Source organism: Streptomyces odonnellii, from assembly GCF_000981895.1.
GTDB lineage: Bacteria > Actinomycetota > Actinomycetes > Streptomycetales > Streptomycetaceae > Streptomyces > Streptomyces odonnellii.
In genome coordinates, this window is the sequence record NZ_LATD01000063.1 from 1 (window position 1) to 17,533 (window position 17,533).

Annotated in this window: 18 protein-coding genes; 7 read left to right on the forward strand and 11 right to left on the reverse strand. The window is 70.4% G+C overall.

What is annotated here, in order from left to right; genetic code table 11:
* Nucleotides 1–3: 3 nt before the first annotated feature.
* From WH07_RS08070 to WH07_RS08080, 3 genes are all read right to left on the reverse strand, one after another.
* Nucleotides 4–930: a hypothetical protein gene (locus WH07_RS08070; protein ID WP_046497136.1), complete on the reverse strand. Its 927-nt coding sequence runs from the start codon at nt 928–930 to the stop codon at nt 4–6.
* 107 nt (nt 931–1,037) lie between these two features.
* On the reverse strand, nt 1,038–1,355 hold the full coding sequence (locus WH07_RS08075; protein ID WP_232788774.1) for a hypothetical protein: 318 nt from the start codon (nt 1,353–1,355) through the stop codon (nt 1,038–1,040).
* 139 nt (nt 1,356–1,494) lie between these two features.
* Entirely contained in the window at nt 1,495–2,094 is a 600-nt protein-coding gene (locus tag WH07_RS08080) for a class I SAM-dependent methyltransferase (protein WP_046497138.1), read from the reverse strand.
* Between the two features lie 173 nt (nt 2,095–2,267).
* Here WH07_RS08080 and WH07_RS08085 point away from each other — a divergent pair, with 173 nt between their 5' ends.
* On the forward strand, nt 2,268–2,669 hold the full coding sequence (locus tag WH07_RS08085; protein WP_046497141.1) for a YciI family protein: 402 nt from the start codon (nt 2,268–2,270) through the stop codon (nt 2,667–2,669).
* 90 nt (nt 2,670–2,759) lie between these two features.
* The gene (locus tag WH07_RS08090) at nt 2,760–3,983 is read left to right on the forward strand and encodes an RNA polymerase sigma factor (protein ID WP_046497143.1); all 1,224 of its coding nucleotides are present in this window, start codon (nt 2,760–2,762) and stop codon (nt 3,981–3,983) included.
* Nucleotides 3,984–4,032: 49 nt separating this feature from the next.
* Here the strand turns inward: WH07_RS08090 and WH07_RS08095 are convergent, their stop codons facing one another.
* Complete coding sequence (locus WH07_RS08095) at nt 4,033–4,638, reverse strand: CGNR zinc finger domain-containing protein (protein ID WP_232788776.1); 606 nt, start codon at nt 4,636–4,638, stop codon at nt 4,033–4,035.
* Between the two features lie 207 nt (nt 4,639–4,845).
* On the opposite strand from WH07_RS08095, the gene WH07_RS08100 reads away from it, so the two are divergent.
* Nucleotides 4,846–5,544 (forward strand): SDR family oxidoreductase, encoded by a 699-nt coding sequence (locus tag WH07_RS08100; protein WP_046497146.1) that lies wholly within the window; start codon nt 4,846–4,848, stop codon nt 5,542–5,544.
* Nucleotides 5,545–5,728: 184 nt separating this feature from the next.
* Here the strand turns inward: WH07_RS08100 and WH07_RS08105 are convergent, their stop codons facing one another.
* Entirely contained in the window at nt 5,729–6,157 is a 429-nt protein-coding gene (locus WH07_RS08105) for a PPOX class F420-dependent oxidoreductase (RefSeq protein ID WP_046497148.1), read from the reverse strand.
* A gap of 159 nt (nt 6,158–6,316) precedes the next feature.
* Between WH07_RS08105 and WH07_RS08110 the strand changes: the two genes are divergently transcribed.
* The 3 genes from WH07_RS08110 to WH07_RS08120 all read left to right on the forward strand — a co-directional run bounded on the left by WH07_RS08110 (nt 6,317) and on the right by WH07_RS08120 (nt 8,443).
* Nucleotides 6,317–6,730 carry a roadblock/LC7 domain-containing protein gene (locus WH07_RS08110; RefSeq protein ID WP_046497149.1) on the forward strand — a complete coding sequence of 138 codons (414 nt, stop codon included), beginning with the start codon at nt 6,317–6,319 and terminating at the stop codon, nt 6,728–6,730.
* Between the two features lie 110 nt (nt 6,731–6,840).
* Nucleotides 6,841–8,091 (forward strand): DUF6397 family protein, encoded by a 1,251-nt coding sequence (locus WH07_RS08115; protein ID WP_052744291.1) that lies wholly within the window; start codon nt 6,841–6,843, stop codon nt 8,089–8,091.
* A 31-nt stretch (nt 8,092–8,122) separates the two neighbouring features.
* Nucleotides 8,123–8,443 (forward strand): winged helix-turn-helix transcriptional regulator, encoded by a 321-nt coding sequence (locus tag WH07_RS08120; RefSeq protein WP_232788777.1) that lies wholly within the window; start codon nt 8,123–8,125, stop codon nt 8,441–8,443.
* Here the strand turns inward: WH07_RS08120 and WH07_RS08125 are convergent.
* Both WH07_RS08125 and WH07_RS08130 read right to left on the reverse strand, forming a co-directional pair.
* Entirely contained in the window at nt 8,421–9,398 is a 978-nt protein-coding gene (locus WH07_RS08125) for a fibronectin type III domain-containing protein (RefSeq protein WP_046497154.1), read from the reverse strand. The two genes, WH07_RS08120 and WH07_RS08125, sit on opposite strands and share 23 nt — an antisense overlap.
* Nucleotides 9,399–9,541: 143 nt before the next feature.
* On the reverse strand, nt 9,542–10,288 hold the full coding sequence (locus WH07_RS08130) for a carbonic anhydrase (RefSeq protein ID WP_046497155.1): 747 nt from the start codon (nt 10,286–10,288) through the stop codon (nt 9,542–9,544).
* A 263-nt stretch (nt 10,289–10,551) separates the two neighbouring features.
* Here WH07_RS08130 and WH07_RS08135 point away from each other — a divergent pair, with 263 nt between their 5' ends.
* Nucleotides 10,552–11,055 carry a GNAT family N-acetyltransferase gene (locus WH07_RS08135; RefSeq protein WP_046497167.1) on the forward strand — a complete coding sequence of 168 codons (504 nt, stop codon included), beginning with the start codon at nt 10,552–10,554 and terminating at the stop codon, nt 11,053–11,055.
* A 111-nt stretch (nt 11,056–11,166) separates the two neighbouring features.
* On the opposite strand, the gene WH07_RS08140 is transcribed toward WH07_RS08135, so the two are convergent.
* The 4 genes from WH07_RS08140 to rhaI form a co-directional block, all read right to left on the reverse strand.
* Complete coding sequence (locus tag WH07_RS08140) at nt 11,167–12,198, reverse strand: LacI family DNA-binding transcriptional regulator (protein ID WP_046497157.1); 1,032 nt, start codon at nt 12,196–12,198, stop codon at nt 11,167–11,169.
* A 22-nt stretch (nt 12,199–12,220) separates the two neighbouring features.
* Nucleotides 12,221–13,756, reverse strand: coding sequence for a rhamnulokinase (locus tag WH07_RS08145; RefSeq protein WP_269801357.1), 1,536 nt, complete (start codon nt 13,754–13,756; stop codon nt 12,221–12,223).
* A 120-nt stretch (nt 13,757–13,876) separates the two neighbouring features.
* The gene (locus tag WH07_RS08150) at nt 13,877–15,928 is read right to left on the reverse strand and encodes a bifunctional rhamnulose-1-phosphate aldolase/short-chain dehydrogenase (protein WP_046497159.1); all 2,052 of its coding nucleotides are present in this window, start codon (nt 15,926–15,928) and stop codon (nt 13,877–13,879) included.
* 50 nt (nt 15,929–15,978) lie between these two features.
* Complete coding sequence (gene rhaI, locus WH07_RS08155; protein WP_046497161.1) at nt 15,979–17,148, reverse strand: L-rhamnose isomerase; 1,170 nt, start codon at nt 17,146–17,148, stop codon at nt 15,979–15,981.
* Nucleotides 17,149–17,533 lie beyond the last annotated feature (385 nt).

A 17,533-nucleotide genomic window follows, 5' to 3' on the forward strand; every position in this document is an offset into this window, starting at 1 on the left:
GGGTCAGGTCGGGCGTACGGCCATGTCGTCGAGGGCCGTGAGCAGCGCGGGGAGTTCGGTGCCGCGCCCGATCGGCAGGACCTCGCCCGGTTCCGCGTCCAGCAGCACGAATGCCATGTCGTCGGTCCTGGCGACAAACGACCAGCCGGGGCCGTCGGCGCGGAGTGTCCGGGCGTCGTCAGGGGCGAAGCTGGAGCGGACACGGCCGAGCGGCGGCGCCTTGTCCAGATAGCCATGGAGTTCCTGCAACACGCGCCGGATGCCGGGGTGCCCGGCGGGTGTGGGCTTCTCGCCGGTGTACTTCGCCCCGTCTCCGGGGTCCGCTGCGCTCTTCCGCTCGGCTTTGTCTTCGGTACCGGGGGATTTCGCACTGCCCGGGGGCTTTGGAAGCTTCACGCGGTCCGGGGGCTTCGGCTGCGCGGTGGGCGCCCCGGCGAGCCGTTCCCGCCATGACGCCCACTGCAGGGCGATCTCGTCCGCGCCGAGGCGGCGCTGCGCCGGGCCCCAGCTCTCGGTGTCGGGCGGTGTGAGCACCGGCCAGTCGCCGTCCCCCTCGGAGCCGGGTTCCGGCGCGGGGTCGTGCGGGGCGGGCAGGCCGGGTGCGCGTACGGACAGGGCGACCGGCCAGCCGGGCAGCGCGCAGACCACGGTCCGTTCCCCGGGAGACAGGTCGTACTCCATACCGCAGTCCCAGGACGCGATCGCGACGGCGACCAGAGAGACGTCGTCCACCACGACCGTCCAGCGGGCGCCTCCGCCGTCCTGGCCCATGACCAGCCCGTATCCCCGGTCGTACGGCTCAAGACCCAGCGCGGCGCAGGCCTCCGGATAGTCGTCGCCGAGTACGGCGGGGAATCGCGCGGGTGTGAGCAGCGCGGCGGTCAGCACATACAGCGGGTCATCGTCCACGGAGTCGTCCGTTCCGGCCACGGCGCACCTCCCCATACGGTCCGTTGTCGGCGCACCCTAACCAGTGAGTAACGCGGACGTCGAGGGTCCGGAACCGAGCCGGTGGTCACACCGCGGGCAGCCGCTCGTCACAGGGCGGGGAGTCCCAGCAGGGTCCGGGCCACGGCCTGCGGGGACTCGTCGCGCTCCCGGGCCAGAGCGATCACAGCCCGGCAGGCGAGTTCGCTGATCCCGAAGGCGAGCGCCTCCGGTGAGACCCAGCCCGCCGCCTCGTCGGCCCGCCGCTGGTCGTCCTCCGCGCACGCCGCGACATGGGTGGCGGCGGCCTCGAACAGATTGTGCGGACGCGGGCGGGGCCGGGCGGCCGGGGCGGTGGTGTGCTCCTGGCCGAGGATTCTGCGCACTTTGCTGAACACCGGGTCCACCTTCCCCCTGCTGTCTGGCATGCCGCTACGAGACGGAGGCGCGTACCGTACGGCCGCCGCGCCCGTCCCTCCAACGTACGGTCGCGAGGCCCCCGGCAGAAGACCGCCCGACTGGGAGACCTTTCGGCCGGGAGACCGTCCGACCGGGACGGGACCCGGATCAGTCCTGCCGTACCGCCACGGCCAGAAAACGGGAGTCCTCGTCGGCGTACGACTCCAGCCGCCAGCCCGCCCCCGCCAGCAGCGGGCGCAGACGTGGCTCGGCCCGCAGATCGTCATCCGAGATCTGCCGTCCTTGCCGGGCGGCCAGCGCGGCCCGGCCGAGGGGATGGAACAGCGCCAGCTTGCCGCCCGGCCTGACAACCCTGGCCAGCTCGCGCAGATTCTCGCCGGGGCGCGGAAGGTGCGCGATCAGCCCCGCGCCGAAAACCGCGTCCAGCACATGCGAGCCCAGCGGCAGTCGGCCCACATCGGCGAGCAGCAGCGTCCCACTGGCCCGGCGGCCGGCCCGTACCGCCTGCTCCAGCATCTCCGGTGTGAGATCGATGCCCAGCACCGTGCCCCGCGGACCCACGGCCTCGCGCAACGGTGGCAGCGCGCGCCCCGTCCCGCAGCCCGCGTCCAGGACGGTGTCACCGGGGCGCAGCCCGAGATCCGCGACGGCAGCGGCGTAGGCGGGACCGTCGTCAGGGAACCGCGCGTCCCAGCCGGCCGCCCTGGCGCCGAAGAACTCCCGCACCCGCGTGTGATCGTGAGGCATGGAGACATGATCGCGCAGTACCGGTCCCGGCCGCGACGCGCGGACCGCCCGGATTGCCGATAACTTTTTCTGAGAAATCTTCGCGTGTCCTCGTCGGGGACGTCGAAATCGCGGCGCGTGCTTCGACCTGTCCGTGAGAGCGCCCGAAGGGGCGCGACAGTGAGGAGAAGGTCATGAAGTACATGCTGCTCATGCAGTTCAGCGAGAAGACCGTGGACTTCCCGCCGATCACGGAGTGGTCGCCCGAGGAGATCCGGGCCCATATCGCCTTCATGCACGACACCAACGAGAAGTTCTCGAAGACGGGCGAACTGGTGACGGCGGAGGGGCTCGCGGGCACTGATCAGGCCAGGATCGTACGGGCGGGCAGCGGCGGGACGCCCGTTGTCACCGAGGGTCCCTACCCTGAGACCAAGGAGTTCCTGGCCGGGTTCTGGATCGTCGACTGCGACAGCGCGGAGCGTGCGATCGAGCTGGCCGCGCATGTGTCGGCGGCCCCCGGGCCCGCCGGCAAGCCGCTGAACATGCCGATCGAGGTCCGCCAGGTGATGGCGGGCCCGCCGGAGGAGCTGTGAGCACTGACTGATACGAACGCCCCCACCGGCCGGGCCGGCGATCGCCCGGCCGGCCCGGGAGCCGATCACGGGGGCAAGCCCGTCGAGGACCTGCTGCGCACCCTGGCGCCGCAGGTCGTCGGCGTGCTCACCCGCAGGTTCGGGGACTTCGGCACGGCCGAGGACGCCGTACAGGAAGCGTTGCTGGCCGCGGCTGTTCAGTGGCCCGCCGAGGGCGTGCCCGGCAATCCGCGCGGCTGGCTGATCCAGGTCGCGAGCCGCCGAATGACCGAGCAGGTACGGGGTGAACAGGCGCGTCGGCGCCGGGAGGATCTGGTGGCCGCCCGTGAGCCCGCCGATCGGCGGACGGCGCCGCCCGCCGACAGCGACGACCCTGCCGCCAGGGACGACTCACTGACCCTGCTCTTCCTGTGCTGCCATCCCGCGCTGTCCGCCACGGCGGCGATCGCGCTGACACTGCGCTGTGTGGGCGGTCTGACGACGGCTGAGATCGCCCGCGCGTTCATGGTGCCCGAGGCGACCATGGGCCAGCGGATCAGCCGGGCCAAGCAGCGGATAAAGGCGTCGGGGATCCCGTTCGTGATGCCGGACGGGAAGGACCGCGCAAGGCGGCTCGACGCCGTGCTGCACGTTCTCTATCTGATCTTCAACGAGGGGTACGCCGCCGGTGAGGGGGCCGATCTGCAACGGGTCGAGCTGTCCCGGGAGGCGATCCGGCTGACCAGGGCGGCGTACGACATGCTCCCGGACGACAGCGAGGTCGCGGGCCTGCTCGCGCTGATGCTGCTCACCGACGCCAGGAGCGCGGCACGCACGGGCCCGGCCGGTGAGCTGATCCCGCTGGCGGAGCAGGACCGGCGGCTCTGGGACAGAAAAGCCATGGAGGAGGGCACGGCGCTCATCACGGCCACCCTGCCCAAGGGGCCGCTCGGCCCGTATCAGGTCCAGGCGGCGATCGCCGCCGTGCACGACGAGGCGGAGACGGCCGAGGACACGGACTGGCCGCAGATCCTCGCCCTGTACGGAGTGCTGGAGCAGCTCGGCCCCAATCCGGTGGTCTCGCTCAACCGGGCGGTGGCGGTGGCGATGGTGCGCGGCGCGAAGGCCGGGCTCGACATCGTCGAGTCGCTCGACGCGGACGGGCGGCTGAAGGGGAATCACCGGCTGGCCGTGGTGCGTGCGCATCTGCTGGAGATGGCGGGCGACCGGCAGGGGGCGGTGGAGAACTACCGGGAGGCGGCGAACCGTACGACCAGCCTTCCGGAGCGGCACTATCTGACGATCCGGGCGGCCCGGCTGGCGGGGGACTCCTGAGCGGGCCGGGGGTGTCGCTCGGACCAGGGACGATGGCCGCCGTTGTCGATCAGGAGCCGCCGCTCTCGCGGAGCCTCCTGCGCTCTCGCGAGGCGCGGAGGTTGACGGCGTTGCCGCAGACCTTGGCGTCGTGCCAGACACCGCTGTTGTTGCGCGAGATGTCGTAGAAGGCCGAAGCGCACTCGGGGTTACGGCACATCTTGAGTCGGGGCCAGGTCCCGGTCCGCTGGGCGAGCAGGATCTCCGACCAGAGCGCCGACTCCAGCCACTGGCGTCCCCGGCCTACGGGGACCATCCGTACCCGCCCATCGGTGTCGGGAGCGAGCCGTACGGTGGCGCCCCGACCGGCTGTACGCGCCTTGCCGGAGCCGGAGCCGGAGGTGAGAGCGGGGGTGTCATCTCCCGTATCGCTTCCCCTGTCGCCTCCTGCGCCGATGCCGCCTCCTGTGCCGGTGATCAGCTCGTGGAAGGTCGCCCTGAGGTCGCGGAGCGCGCCCGGATCCGCCTCCGACAGCGAGCAGTCCGGGACGTCGAGGCCATGGATGCGCGCCCAGGCCCCGGCGGCACCCGTCAGCCACTCCTCTGCGGACTCGCGATCGGCCAGGAGATCAGGCGCGTAATCCCTGATCGCGCGTGTGTTGATCAGATCCTGCACCAGTGCGAGCCCATCGGGAGCCTCTCGTATGCGATACCGCCCACTGGCTACCCAAGACATAGGCAAAGCGTACTTGACTATGTCGTGGAAGGCGAGCACTGTTGTCGACGACAGAAGCTAAATGATGACGCTTCTGTCGGATGTCATTCGTGACGCGTGCGGTGCGCGCGTCCTTAACGCAGTGAGCCGTCACCCCGAGGAGATGCCATGACCACCGTCAGTGGAGCAACCGTCCTGGTCACCGGTGGACAGCGTGGGCTGGGCCGCGCTTTCGTACAGGAACTGCTGGAGGCGGGGGCCGCCAAGGTCTACGCCACGGCCCGTACGCCCGTCGCCGATCCCGACCCGAGGGTCGTTCCGCTGCCGCTGGAGGTGACCGACGCCGATTCGGTCGCCGAGCTGGCCCGCGCCGCGGGCGATGTCTCGATCGTCTTCAACAACGCGGGGATCGGGGACATGAACCCGCTTCTCACGACCGATCTGGACCAGGTCAGGGCCCTCTTCGAGGCCAATGTCATCGGCGCGCTGCGGATCGCCCAGACCTTCGCGCCGGTCCTTGCGGCCCAGGGCGGCGGCGCGCTGGTCGACATCCACTCGGCGCTGTCCTGGGCGGCCGGCAGTGGTGCCTACGGTGCCACGAAGGCGGCCTTCTGGTCGCTCACCAACTCGCTCCGGCTGGAACTGCGCCCTCAGGGCACTCAGGTGCTGGGTGTGCATCTCGGTTACACCGACACCGACATGATCCGGGCACTGGACGTGCCCAAGGCCGATCCTCGGACTGTGGCGCGCGAGGTGCTGACCGCGCTGGAGAAGGGCGAGAATGAGGTTCTCGTGGATGAGGCCAGCCGCCACTTCAAGGCCGTGCTCTCGGGGCCGGTGGAGCGGCTGAGCATGTCCGGCGGGTGAGACTGGCAGCCACCAGGCTGTGAACCGGCAAACCGGCACATCGATCAAGTCGGCAAGGTGAAGTGACGTGGGTCCTGACGCCGTTCCAGGCGGCGTCGGGACCCACCCTTTCTGGTTCCTCAGGCCCTTCGCTGTCTCGGCCCTTTGGTCCTTTCGGTTTTTTCGGAGTGTGCTGGAGTGTCCTTCAGCCCGCCACGGACGTGTAGGCCGAGACCTTGTCGGGCCTCAGGCGCACCAACAGCTCACCGGGCACACCGTTGCGCTCCCCGTACTCCTCCGCGCGGTCCTCGCCCATGTAGCGTGCCGCGATGCGCGTGGCCCACGCGCGCAACTGTCCTGGATCCTCGTCGATTTCGGCCCGGCCCTGGATCACCACGAAGGCGAACGGCGGGCGTTCGTCGTCCACACACAGCGCTGCCCTGCCCTCACGGAGCAGATTGCGTCCCTTCACGGTCTCCCTGCCGGTGTTGAAGACAAGATCGTCCCCGTCCAGTAGGAACCAGATGGGCGCGATATGAGGGCTTCCGTCGGCCCGCACGGTGGACAGCTTTCCGGTGCGTGTCCCTTTGGAGACAAAGCTCTGCCACTCGTCCTTCTTCATCTGTGTCGCCATGTCCGCAATTTTCCGTCGGGTACGCGCCCCGCGCGATACGACGCCCCCGCTGTGCGCCGGGGTCCGGGGGCCCGGGGAACGCTTGCCCGGGAGCGGCGGGTGCGGAAGGCTACGGGGAGTTGCCGGCCACGGGGAACATCTGAACGGGGAGGAATGACAATGCCACTCGAAAAGGGACTTGACTGGCTGCTGGACGACCTGACGGAGCGGGTCGAGCACATAACGCACGCGCTGGTCCTGTCCAACGACGGTCTGGTGACCGGGGCGAGTACGGGACTGGTGCGCGAGGACGCGGAGCATCTCGCGGCGGTCTCGTCCGGGCTGCACAGCCTCGCCCGAGGGTCAGGGCGCCACTTCAGGGCCGGTCAGGCCCGCCAGACCATGGTCGAGTTCGACGAGGCTCTGCTGTTCGTCACCGCGGCGGGGGACGGAAGCTGCTTGTGCGTCCTGACGGCGGCCGAGGCCGATGTCGGGCAGGTCGCGTACGAGATGACGCTGCTCGTCAACCGGGTCGGCGAGCACCTCGGAGTCGCGGTCAGGTACCCGGGCGAGACCAGTCTGAGCGGCCTCTGAACTGGGCTTTTCGCTACGCCTGCTGAGTTGTCCACAGGCCGCGCGAGAAATGCCGCCACCGCGATACGGTCGTCACCGAGAGTAGTTACGACTCGCGGGGGAGGACCACCATGTCTGTCAGCCATACGTACGGCGACTTCCGGAACCAGCAGTGGATCCGGGATCAGGGGATCCGGGATCAGATGCGGGACCGGGATCCGGATCGCGGACCGGCCGGCGCCGACGCCGGACCCGAGGTTGGCGCCGCAGGAAAGCGGGCGCGCACGGTCGGGGTTGTGCGGGCGGCGCGCGAGCTGGAGCTGAGACGCGGAGAGTTCGAGCTGGCCACACAGTTGGGCCATGTCCGCACCATCGCCGGACCGGCCGCAGGACGGCGGCAGGTCACCCGGCAGGAGATCGACCGTCTGCGGGCGGCGCAGGGGTTCCCGGACACGTTGCGACAGCGGGTTCGGACCGTGGGCACGGCGGAGGGCGCGGAGCTGATCTCCGTCAGCCCGGGCCGCTTCACCCGGCTGGCGCGCGCGGGGTGCGTCGCTCCTGTGACGTTCTATCTGAATCGCTATCGCGCCGTCGTCTGGCTCTATCTGGCCGATGAGCTGAAGGAGTTCGCCGGCAGGGAACCGGCCCTGCTCACCGGTCGGCTGCCTCTGGCGCTGCGCCTCGGCCCGGATTCGGAGGACGACCGGCGAGCGCGGAACTGGCGGGGGAGACGTATCGGCCATCTGCTGCACCAGAGCGAGGACCCCTGGGAGCGCGCGGCCGTCGTCGGCTCCGTACTCGATCCGGGGCATCTGGCCGAGCTGGTGCGTGACCCGTACGAACGGGCCTGTCTGAACCGATTGCGACCGGAGTTGGCCCCCGGGCACCCGGCGTCCGAGGCGGCGCAGGCGACGGTACGGCGTCTGCTGCTGGCCGACCATCCGGACGAGATCCAATGGCACTGCGGCAGCCTGGAGATGCTTCTTGAGGAGGCCCGGTGTACGCGCCCCGCGCCGCGCCCCGGCGAACCCGTTCTCGGCCCTGGCAGACGACCAGTTGACGGTCCGTCCGATGGTGATCCGGGCGATGGCGACCCATCTGCCCCATCCGAGTCGTCCGGCCCGAGCGACCTGTGTGAGCCGTCCGAGCCGTCCGACCAGTTCGGCGGCAGGGCCGCTCCGGCGCCGGCTGCGGCATCCGGGTCCCCGCTGCGCCGGGACGGCCGCAAGGGGCTGCTGACCAGGCTCAGGATCAGAAGGGAGCGAAGGTCCAGGCCCGCGAAGGCAGATACTATCTATGGGGAAGCATGCAGCTCAGAACCGGGTGACGGGAGACACAATGGCCACAAGCTGCCCCACGGGCCAACACTCCGGCGGCCATGATGTGTACGCCGCGCAGTGTCCTTGCCGTGAAGTGCTCGATCTGCTGGCCAATAAGTGGGCCGCACTCGCCATCGGCGCGATGGAGGACGGACCTCAGCGCTTCGGTGCGCTCCAGCGACGGCTTCAGGGCGTCAGCCCCAAGGTGCTGACGAACACACTGCGCAGACTGGAGGACCATGGCTTTGTGGACCGCACCGTTTATCCGGCCGTTCCCCTCCATGTCGAGTACGCGCTCACCGCGCTCGGCAGAGGTGTCGCTGAACCCCTGGGGCAGGTGCGTGCCTGGGTCGAGGAGCACCTCGACGAGATAGGACCGGCCGCTTCGGGAGTCAGCGCCGGGTCGCGCCAGTGACGATGGAGCGCTCCTCGGAAAACTTGCCCCAGTTGCCGTCGGGAAGCTTGGCGCGAAGCTTCACTCGGTAGGTCTCGTCGGCCTTCTTGCTCACGAACACGCTGTAGGTGGCGCGGCCCTTGGGAGGCTCGCCGCCCCAGATCAGGGTCGTCGCGAACGTTCCGTTGACATAGATCTGGTACGAGGGCACATCGGTGCCGGTCTTCGGTGCGAACCAGGACAGGTCGACATAGTGACCGCCGTCGGCCGAGTGCGTCGTCGCGCGGAAGTCGATCGGGGCGGTGTCGGGGTCGTCGCCTGGGCCGCGGGGGGTGGTGATCTCGACGGCTCGGCTGGCGGGCGAGGTGTTGTCGGCCGCGTCGCGTGCGGCGACCGTGAAGCTGTAGCGGGTCCCGGGCCGCAGCAGGGTGATGTGGGCCGAGGTCTCGTCGCCGCTCACGCTGTGGATCTTGGAGCCGCCCTGATAGATGTCGTAGGAGGTGATGCCCTGGTCGCCGCCGGTGGCCTTGGCCCAGCTCAGCCGGGCCGCCCGTGCGCCGTCGCTCTTGCCCGCCAGCTTCTGGGGCTGCTCCGGGGCCACCTTGTCCTCCGCGATCGCGGCGGGCGTGGTGACGGGTATCTCGCCGCTGCGGGGCGAGTAGGTGCCGTCGTCGATCCTGGCCCGGACGGAGAAGGTGTACGAGGTCGACGGCTTCAGCCCGGTCACATCGATCATGGTTGTGCCGGCCGGGACGTCCTTGACCTTGCTCTTGCCCCGGTACACCTCGTAGCCGGATATCCCGGCTTTCTCCGAGGGCTGGTTCCACATCACATGGACCGAAGTGGCGCTGCCCGCCTGGGCGGTGACCCCTGCAGGTGCCGAAGGTGCCTTCTGCTCATCGTCGTTCGAGCCGCAGGCGGCCGCGGTGAGTACGACGGCGGACGTGAGCGCGGCAAGACTGATGAACCTTCGCATGGCCGTGTCCTCCACCCGGGGGGCAATGGTCTAGACATATATGACACAGGTGTCACGACCACATCAAGGGGGAGGGGTGTATTCGTTCCCTGACCGGGGCGCTGTCCGGTCCCGGTCAGGGCGCGGCTCACGGAGAAACGACGTCAGACGGTCCGGTGGACGAGCTGGGTGGTGAGTTCGTAGCGGGCGCCGACGATGGCCAGCTTGCCCTCGGCCACCTTCGCCGCGAGGTCGGGCTCCGCGGCCAGCAGGCCGTGGACACGGGCGACATTGGCGGTGACGGTCGCGTCCACACGGGCGTCGCCCTGCTGGGCGTGGTCGATCGCGGGGCGGATCTGGTCGGCCAAGTACTGTATGTGGGCGGGCAGTTCCTCACCGCTGGTCTCGGCGGCGACCGCCGCGGCCACGGCGCCGCAGGACTGGTGCCCGAGCACGAGGACCAACGGGATCTCCAGTTCCAGCACGCCGTAGGCGATGCTGCCGAGGACGGCCTCGTCGAGGACCTCGCCGGCCGAGCGCACGGTCATCAGATCGCCGAGGCCCTGGTCGAAGACCAGCTCAGGGGGCACCCGGGAGTCGATGCAGCCCAGGACGAGGGCGAAGGGGTGCTGACCCGAGACGAGCGCCTGACGGAAGGTCTCCGTCTCGTGCGGGTGCTGCTCCCGGAAGGTTCGCCAGCGTCGGTTGCCCTCGGTGAGTTCACGGAGGGCCTCGGCCGGGGTGGCCGGCCGGGGGCGGGGCTGGGGCCTCGTGCCTGCGGCGCCGGCGGAGGGCGCGGTGAGGGCCACTCCTGCGGTGGCGGCGCCGCCGGCCAGGGCCGCGCGCAGCAGTGTACGGCGGGGTGTGCCGTCGGGTGTGGGAGGTCTATTCGCATGTCTGGTCGATATCACGGCCGGAGACTATCCAGGGCACACTCGCCACTTGGCCGGTCTTGGCGCATTATTGACCCTCTCTTGAATCAACCGCACCTCAAGCACCGGCGATTGACAGCAAATGCGGACTTAGTCCCGTCACAGTCCGGCCATTCCGTTGCCCGTCCCGATGGGCAGGCCCGGGTGCCTGATCACTCCCGGCGTGGCAAGGACCCCATGGCCGGTTGTGGTTGCATGGTCCGGTGAATCGACAGACCATGCCGACGGCCGACGACATTCCCATGTGCGATGTCCGGAGTCGTGACGAGGGGGATCTCGGCGATTGCCTGGAGGTACTCGCCGAGGTGCACGAAGTTGACGGCTACCCGGTGAACTGGCCCGAATGCCCCGCCGACTGGCTCGCGCGGCCCACCCAGCTCGCGGCCTGGGTCGCCGAGTTGGACGGACGGATCGTCGGCCATCTCGCGCTCTCCCCGGCCGGTGCGGGCGATGTGGCCCCCGCCCTGTGGAGCAGCCGCGCGGGAACGGCCGTCGCCGACACCGCTGTGCTCAGCCGTCTGTTCGTCTCCCCGGCGGCGCGCGGCCATGGGATCGGCGCGCTGCTGATGTCCCAGGCGGCCCGGGCCGCCCGCGAACGCGGACTGCACCCGGTCCTGGACGTGGTGTCCTCCGACTCCGCCGCGGCCGCGCTGTACGAGCGCCTCGGCTGGAGCCTGCTGGCCGTGGTCGACCAGCGCTGGAGCCCGGAACAGACCGTCAAGGTCCGCTGTTACGCCGCTCCTTGACAGGCAGACCGGTCCCGGTCGCAGCATCGAGCCCCCGGCGGGTCACACGGATGGGCGAATCCGCACCGGCCCCCGGACGTCGACGGATCGGTGAACAGTTCGGTGAACTGATCAGTGAACCGGCCGCTTCAGACGGCGCGTTGAGCTCCGTACCACCAGCTCCGGCTGGAGCACGACCGAGCGGTGCGTATGGTGCTCGCCGCCCGGGCCCGTCTCCTCCATCAGCATCTCCGCCGCCGCCCGCCCCATCGCGGCGGCCGGCTGCCGTACGGAGGTGAGCGGTACGACGGCCGCCGCGGCGAACTCGATGTCGTCGTAGCCGACGATCGACACATCACCGGGCACGTCCACCCCGGCCCCGTACATGGCCTGGAGCACCCCCAGCGCCAGCAGGTCATTGGCGCAGAACACCGCGGTGGGACGCTCCGCGAGACCCAGCAGCCGGGCCCCCGCGTCAATGCCGGAGGCGACATCCAGCCGCGCCGACTCGACCTGTCGCAGGGCCTGTTCGGGCAGACCCGCCTCACGCAGCGCGGCCAGCGCGCCGGTACGGCGGTCCCGGCACTGCGGAAGGGACATCGGGCCGCTGATATAGGTCACCGAGCGGTGCCCCGCCGCCAGCAGATGCCGGACCGCGAGGGCGCCGCCCGCCACATCGTCCACCGATACGGAGCACCCCTCGGCGGCGGGCACGGCCCGGTCGACATGGACGTACGGAATGCCCTGCCGCGCGAACTCCCGCACATTGCGTCCGGACGCGTCGGCCGGGGTGAGCAGCACTCCGCGTACCCGCTGTTCGGCGAAGAGCGCCAGATACTCCGCCTCCTCGGCCGCGCTGCCCGCGCTGTTGCAGAGCATCACCCCGAGCCCGGCCTCACGCGCCGCGCGCTCGGCCCCCTTGGCGACCGCGACGAAGAACGGATTCGCCATGTCGAGGACAAGGATGGCCAGAATGCGGCTGGTGCCGACCCGGAGCTGGCGTGCTGTCTCGCTCCGTACGAAACCGAGCTGGTCGATCACCGCGCGCACCCGGACAAGGGTCTGCTCCGACACCTTCTCCGGCCGGTTCAGGACATTCGAGACGGTGCCGACCGAGACACCGGCCAGCCGGGCCACGTCCTTGATGCCGACCGTCTGTGCCACTCGTCCTGCCCGTCCGTCCTGATCACTTCACCTTGGGACCTCTGACCGGTGTGACCATCATATGTGGGGTATGCCCCGCGATCCGCGCCGCGGCCCGGTCCCAGGCTCCCCGCTCACCTCTCGGCTCGTACCGGCGCGGCTCCAGCGTGGCGCGGACCAGGGCCCGCAGTTCGGGAAGCCCGCCCTGGACGGCACCCGCCGCCCGCGCCTGGACGAGTACGTTCCCGAGCGCCGCCGCCTCCGCCGGCCCCGCCAGGACGGGCAGCCCGCAGGCGTCCGCGGTCAGCGCGCACAGAAGCGCGTTGCGCGCGCCGCCGCCCACCACATGCACGGTGTCCACGGCCCGTCCCGAAAGCCGCTGGGCGTCCTCGACCGCCCGCCGGTGCGCGAGTGCCAGCGAGTCCAGCACACAGCGGGTGATCTCGGCCGGCCCCTCCGGTGCCCGTACGCCCAGACGCCGGCAGGCGTCCACGATCCGCCGAGGCATGTCCCCGGGCGCGAGGAACGCCGGGTCGTCGGCGTCGACGTACGAACGCAGCCCCGGCACCTCGGCGGCTTCGCGCAGCAGCCGGTCCAGCGGCTGCGGTGTGCCGTCCGCCTCCCAGCTCCGCAGGCACTCCTGGAGCAGCCAGAGACCCATGATGTTGCGCAGATAGCGGACCGTGCCGTCGACGCCCAGTTCATTGGTGAAGTTGGCGCGCCTGCTCTCCTCGGTCAGGACGGGCGCGTCCAGTTCCAGCCCCGCCAGGGACCAGGTGCCGGTGGCGACATACGCGAACCGGTCGCCCGAAGCCGGCACCGCGGCGACGGCGGACGCCGTGTCGTGCGAGCCGACCGCCGTCACCGGGACGGGCCCCGTCAGACCGGTTTCGGCCAGTACACCGGGGAGCAACTCACCCGCGGGATCGCCCGGTCCGCGCAACGGCGCGAACAGGGCGAGATCGATCCCCAGCGCGTCGGCGACGTACCGCGACCAGCCCCGGGTACGCGGATCGATGAGCTGGGTGGTGGAGGCATTGGTGAGTTCGGTGCCCGCCTCTCCGGTGAGCCAGTACGTGAGGAGATCGGGGATCAGCAGCAGCCGCCGCGCGGCCCCGAACACCGCGCTGTCCCGCGCCGCCAGGAGCTGGTAGACGGTGTTGAACGGCAGGTACTGGATGCCCGTCGCCGCGTACAGCCCGGACGGCGGCAGCACCGCCGCCACGGCCGAGGCCCGGCCCTCGGTGCGCGTGTCGCGGTAGTGCACCGGATTCCCGAGCAGCGCCCCGTCCGCGTCGAGCAGCCCGTAGTCGACGGCCCAGGTGTCGATGCCGACACTCGCCGGCGCCCGCCCCGCGGCCGTACCCGCGGCCCGCAGCCCGTCCAGCACCCCTCCGTACAGCGACAGGATGTCCCAGTGCAGTGTGCCGCCGGTCCGCACCGGGCGGTTGGGGAACCGGTGGACCTCCTGGAGGCGCAGTGTGCCCGCACCACCGCCGGAGACATGGCCGACCATGACCCGGCCACTGGACGCGCCGAGATCGACGGCGGCGAAGGGGAGCGGTGCGGTGGGGGACACGACGGACCTCGTGGATCGGTGACTCGGCAAACATGGTGACTCGACATACACCTCGACATACATACGGCCGCACGTGCGGGCGGCCGGAACAGCGCACCGCGACGCCCGCCGCGCGGGAACTCAGCGCAGGAACGCCGCCGCCACCCCCGCGTCCACGGGCACATGCAGCCCCGTCGTGTGGCTCAGATCGCCGCCCGTCAGCGCGAACACCGCGTTCGCCACATGCTCGGGAAGCACCTCCCGCTTGAGCAGGGTGCGCTGGGCGTAGAACTCGCCGAGCTTCGCCTCCTCCACGCCGTACACCGCCGCCCGCTGCGCCCCCCAGCCGCCCGCGAAGATCCCCGAACCGCGCACCACCCCATCGGGGTTGACCCCGTTCACCCGGATCGACAGCCCGCCCAGCTCGGCCGCGAGCAGCCGGACCTGATGCGCCTGGTCGGCCTTGGCGGCGGAGTACGCGATGTTGTTGGGACCCGCGAACACCGCGTTCTTGGAGGCGACATAGACGATGTCGCCGCCGAAACCCTGATCGGTCATCACCCGGACCGCCTCTCGCGAGACCAGGAACGAGCCGCGGGCCATGATGGAGTGCTGGAGGTCCCAGTCCCGCGCGGTGGTCTCCAGCAGCGGCTTGGAGATGGAGATACCGGCGTTGTTGACGATCAGATCCACCCCGCCGAAGGCGAGGACGGCCGCGTCGAACGCCGCCCCGATCTGCTCCTCGTCCGTCACATCGACGGTGACCGCCACGGCCCGGTCGGCGCCGCCCAGTTCCTCCGCGACCTTCACCGCGCTCTCGCCGTTGAGATCGGCGACCACAACGCACGCGCCCTCGGCTGCCAGCCGCCGGGCGATCGCCCTGCCGATGCCCGAGCCCGCCCCCGTCACCAGCGCGACCCGTGTCGCCAGCGGCTTCGGAGCCGGCATCCGGCGCAGCTTGGCCTCCTCCAGCTCCCAGTACTCGATACGGAACTTCTCGGACTCCTCGATCGGCGTGTACGAGGAGACCGCCTCGGCGCCCCGCATCACATTGACCGCGTTCGTATAGAACTCACCGGCGACCCGCGCGGTCTGCTTGTCCTTGCCGAAGGAGAACATCCCCACCCCGGGCACCAGCACGATCGCCGGATCCGCACCGCGCATCGGTGGCGATCCGGGCACCGCGTGCCGCTCGTAGTACGCCCGGTACTCCTCACGGTACGCGGAGTGCAGCTCGCCCAGCCGCTCCCGCATCCGCTCCAGTGGCGCGCCCGCGGGCAGATCGAGCACCAAGGGGCGGACCTTGGTGCGCAGGAAGTGGTCGGGGCAGGAGGTGCCCAGGGCCGCGAGCCGCGGGTGTTCCGCACGGGAGAGGAAGTCGAGGACCGGTTCCGTGGCCGTGTAGTGGCCGACCTGGCGCCGGTCGGTGGAGACCAGCCCGCGGATCAGCGGGGCCAGCGCGGCCGCCTTCGCCCGCCGCTCGCGCTCGGGCAGCGGCTCGTACCCCGGCAGGACCGGACCGAAGGGCTCCGGTCTGCCGCGCTTGGCCAGGAACGCCTCGGCGGTACGGATGATCCGCAGCGAGTTGCTCTCGCACTCCCGCGAGGTGGCGCCCCAGGCGGTGATGCCATGGCCGCCGAGCACACAGCCGATCGCCTGCGGGTTGGCCTCCTTGACCGCCGCGATGTCCAGCCCGAGCTGGAAACCGGGCCGCCGCCAGGGCACCCACACCACCGTGTCGCCGAAGCACTCGGCCGTCAGCTTCTCCCCGTCGGCCGCGCAGGCCAGGGCGATCCCCGAGTCGGGGTGGAGATGGTCCACATGAGGGGCGTCGACCAGGCCGTGCATCGCGGTGTCGATGGAGGGGGCCGCCCCGCCCTTGCCGTGCAGGCAGTAGTCGAAGGCGGCCACCATCTCGTCCTCGCGCGCCACCCCCGGGTAGACGGCGGTCAGAGCGCGCAGCCGGTCGACGCGCAGTACGGCGAGTCCGCCGGCGGCCAGGGTGCCCAGATCACCGCCGGATCCCTTGACCCACATCAGCTCGACATCGTCGCCGGTCACGGGATCGGTCGCGGATCCCTTAGCGGAGGTGTTGCCCCCGGCGTAGTTGGTGGTGCGCGGATCGGCACCGAGCCGGTGCGAGCGGTCGAGCAACTCGGCCGCCGCCGGATGGAGATGAGGCTGGTCGGTCATCATGTCCCTCTGTGCGAGTGGATCGGGCGCGGGTGGTCACGAGCCGGGTCTCAGGCGCCCCAGCCGGCCGGGGTGCCGCCGACCCGCTCGGCGGCGATCCGCTTGCCGTAGCCGGAGGCGTGGTACGCGGCCACCGGGTCGGCGTCCGCGCCGAGTCCGGTCCGTACCTCCGCGACCAGCGGCCGCACATCGGTGCTGAAGGCGTCCATCAGCACCGCGTTCGCCGCCAGTACGTCGCCGCCCCGCTGGGCCGCGTCCAGTGCCTCCGCGTCCACCAGCAGCGCCTTGGCCGTGGCCTCCTGGACATTCATCACCGACCGGATGATCGCGGGGATCTTCTCCTCGATGTTGTGGCACTGGTCGAGCATGAAGGCGGTGTCCGCCGTGAACCCGCCGCCCCTGATCACCTCGTACATGATCCGGAAGAGCTGGAAGGGATCCGCGGCCCCGGCCATCAGATCGTCGTCCGCGTAGAAGCGGGAGTTGAAGTCGAATCCGCCGAGCTTCCCCTCGCGCAGCAGCACCGCCACGATGAACTCGATATTGGTGCCCGGCGCGTGGTGTCCGGTGTCCACGACCACCTGCGCCTTCGGCCCCAGCTTCAGACAGTGCGCGTACGCCGTGCCCCAGTCGGGAACGTCCGTGGCGTAGAAGGCCGGTTCGAACAGCTTGTACTCCAGCAGCATCCGCTGGTCCTCGCCGAGCCGCTCGTACACCGCCGCCAGGGCCTCGGCGAGCCGTCCCTGGCGCGCCGAGATGTCGTCCTGGCCCGGGTAGTTGATGCCGTCGGAGAACCACAGCTTCAGATCGCGCGACCCGGTGGCGTCCATGATGTCGACGCACTCCAGAAGATGGTCCAGCGCCTTGCGGCGCACGGCCGGCTCCGGGTGAGTGACGGAGCCCAGCTTGTAGTCGTCGTCCTGGAAGACATTCGAGTTGACGGCCCCGATGCGCAGCCCCAGGTCCCGGGCGTGGGCGGCGAGCGCGCCGTAGTCGTCCACGCGGTCCCAGGGGATGTGCAGTGCCACCGTGGGCGCGACTCCCGTGTGCGCGTGCACCCGCGCGGCGTCCGCGAGCTTCTCCCGCGGGGTACGCGGCACGCCGGGCTGGGCGAACACCTTGAACCGGGTGCCCGAATTCCCGAACGCCCAGGACGGTGTCTCGACGGTCTGTGATCCGAGCGCCGCCTTCACCGCGGACTCGGCGGATCGATCCGTCATATCTCAGCGCTCCCGTGGTGCGGACTCGCGGGGCGAGCCGGAGTCGGTGCCTCGATTCACTATGAATCGTTTCATCGCGGTGAAGTTATGGGAGCCGTCGAGAGGTGTCAACCCTGCGTGCGGCCCCTCCTTCCGTTCGAGCCGTGCCCCACGGAATTAACCCGCGAATGTCGAGCACGGGCCATTGACGCCGCCCGCGAAGGCCGTTTAGCTTCCGGGGAACCTCATTGAAACCTTTCACGATGCGAAAACCTTTCACGGCGCCGGGCGCTCGGCCCGCCGCCGCCGAGGAGCCCGCCATGAACCAGCCCTCCCCGGGCCCACGCCACGGTCCTGGCCCTGAAGGACGTGAGCAAGTCCTTCGGCGCCGTACGGGCCTTGCGGG

What these genes read in the sequence shown, in the direction of transcription:
- WH07_RS08075 (WP_232788774.1), bottom strand. Translation starts at nt 1,355, where the DNA reads ATGCCAGACAGCAGGGGGAAGGTGGACCCGGTGTTCAGCAAAGTGCGC.
- WH07_RS08080 (WP_046497138.1), bottom strand. Translation starts at nt 2,094, where the DNA reads ATGCCTCACGATCACACGCGGGTGCGGGAGTTCTTCGGCGCCAGGGCG.
- WH07_RS08085 (WP_046497141.1), top strand. Translation starts at nt 2,268, where the DNA reads ATGAAGTACATGCTGCTCATGCAGTTCAGCGAGAAGACCGTGGACTTC.
- WH07_RS08100 (WP_046497146.1), top strand. Translation starts at nt 4,846, where the DNA reads ATGACCACCGTCAGTGGAGCAACCGTCCTGGTCACCGGTGGACAGCGT.
- WH07_RS08105 (WP_046497148.1), bottom strand. Translation starts at nt 6,157, where the DNA reads ATGGCGACACAGATGAAGAAGGACGAGTGGCAGAGCTTTGTCTCCAAA.
- WH07_RS08110 (WP_046497149.1), top strand. Translation starts at nt 6,317, where the DNA reads ATGCCACTCGAAAAGGGACTTGACTGGCTGCTGGACGACCTGACGGAG.
- WH07_RS08115 (WP_052744291.1), top strand. Translation starts at nt 6,841, where the DNA reads ATGTCTGTCAGCCATACGTACGGCGACTTCCGGAACCAGCAGTGGATC.
- WH07_RS08125 (WP_046497154.1), bottom strand. Translation starts at nt 9,398, where the DNA reads ATGCGAAGGTTCATCAGTCTTGCCGCGCTCACGTCCGCCGTCGTACTC.
- WH07_RS08135 (WP_046497167.1), top strand. Translation starts at nt 10,552, where the DNA reads ATGTGCGATGTCCGGAGTCGTGACGAGGGGGATCTCGGCGATTGCCTG.
- WH07_RS08150 (WP_046497159.1), bottom strand. Translation starts at nt 15,928, where the DNA reads ATGACCGACCAGCCTCATCTCCATCCGGCGGCGGCCGAGTTGCTCGAC.
- rhaI (WP_046497161.1), bottom strand. Translation starts at nt 17,148, where the DNA reads ATGACGGATCGATCCGCCGAGTCCGCGGTGAAGGCGGCGCTCGGATCA.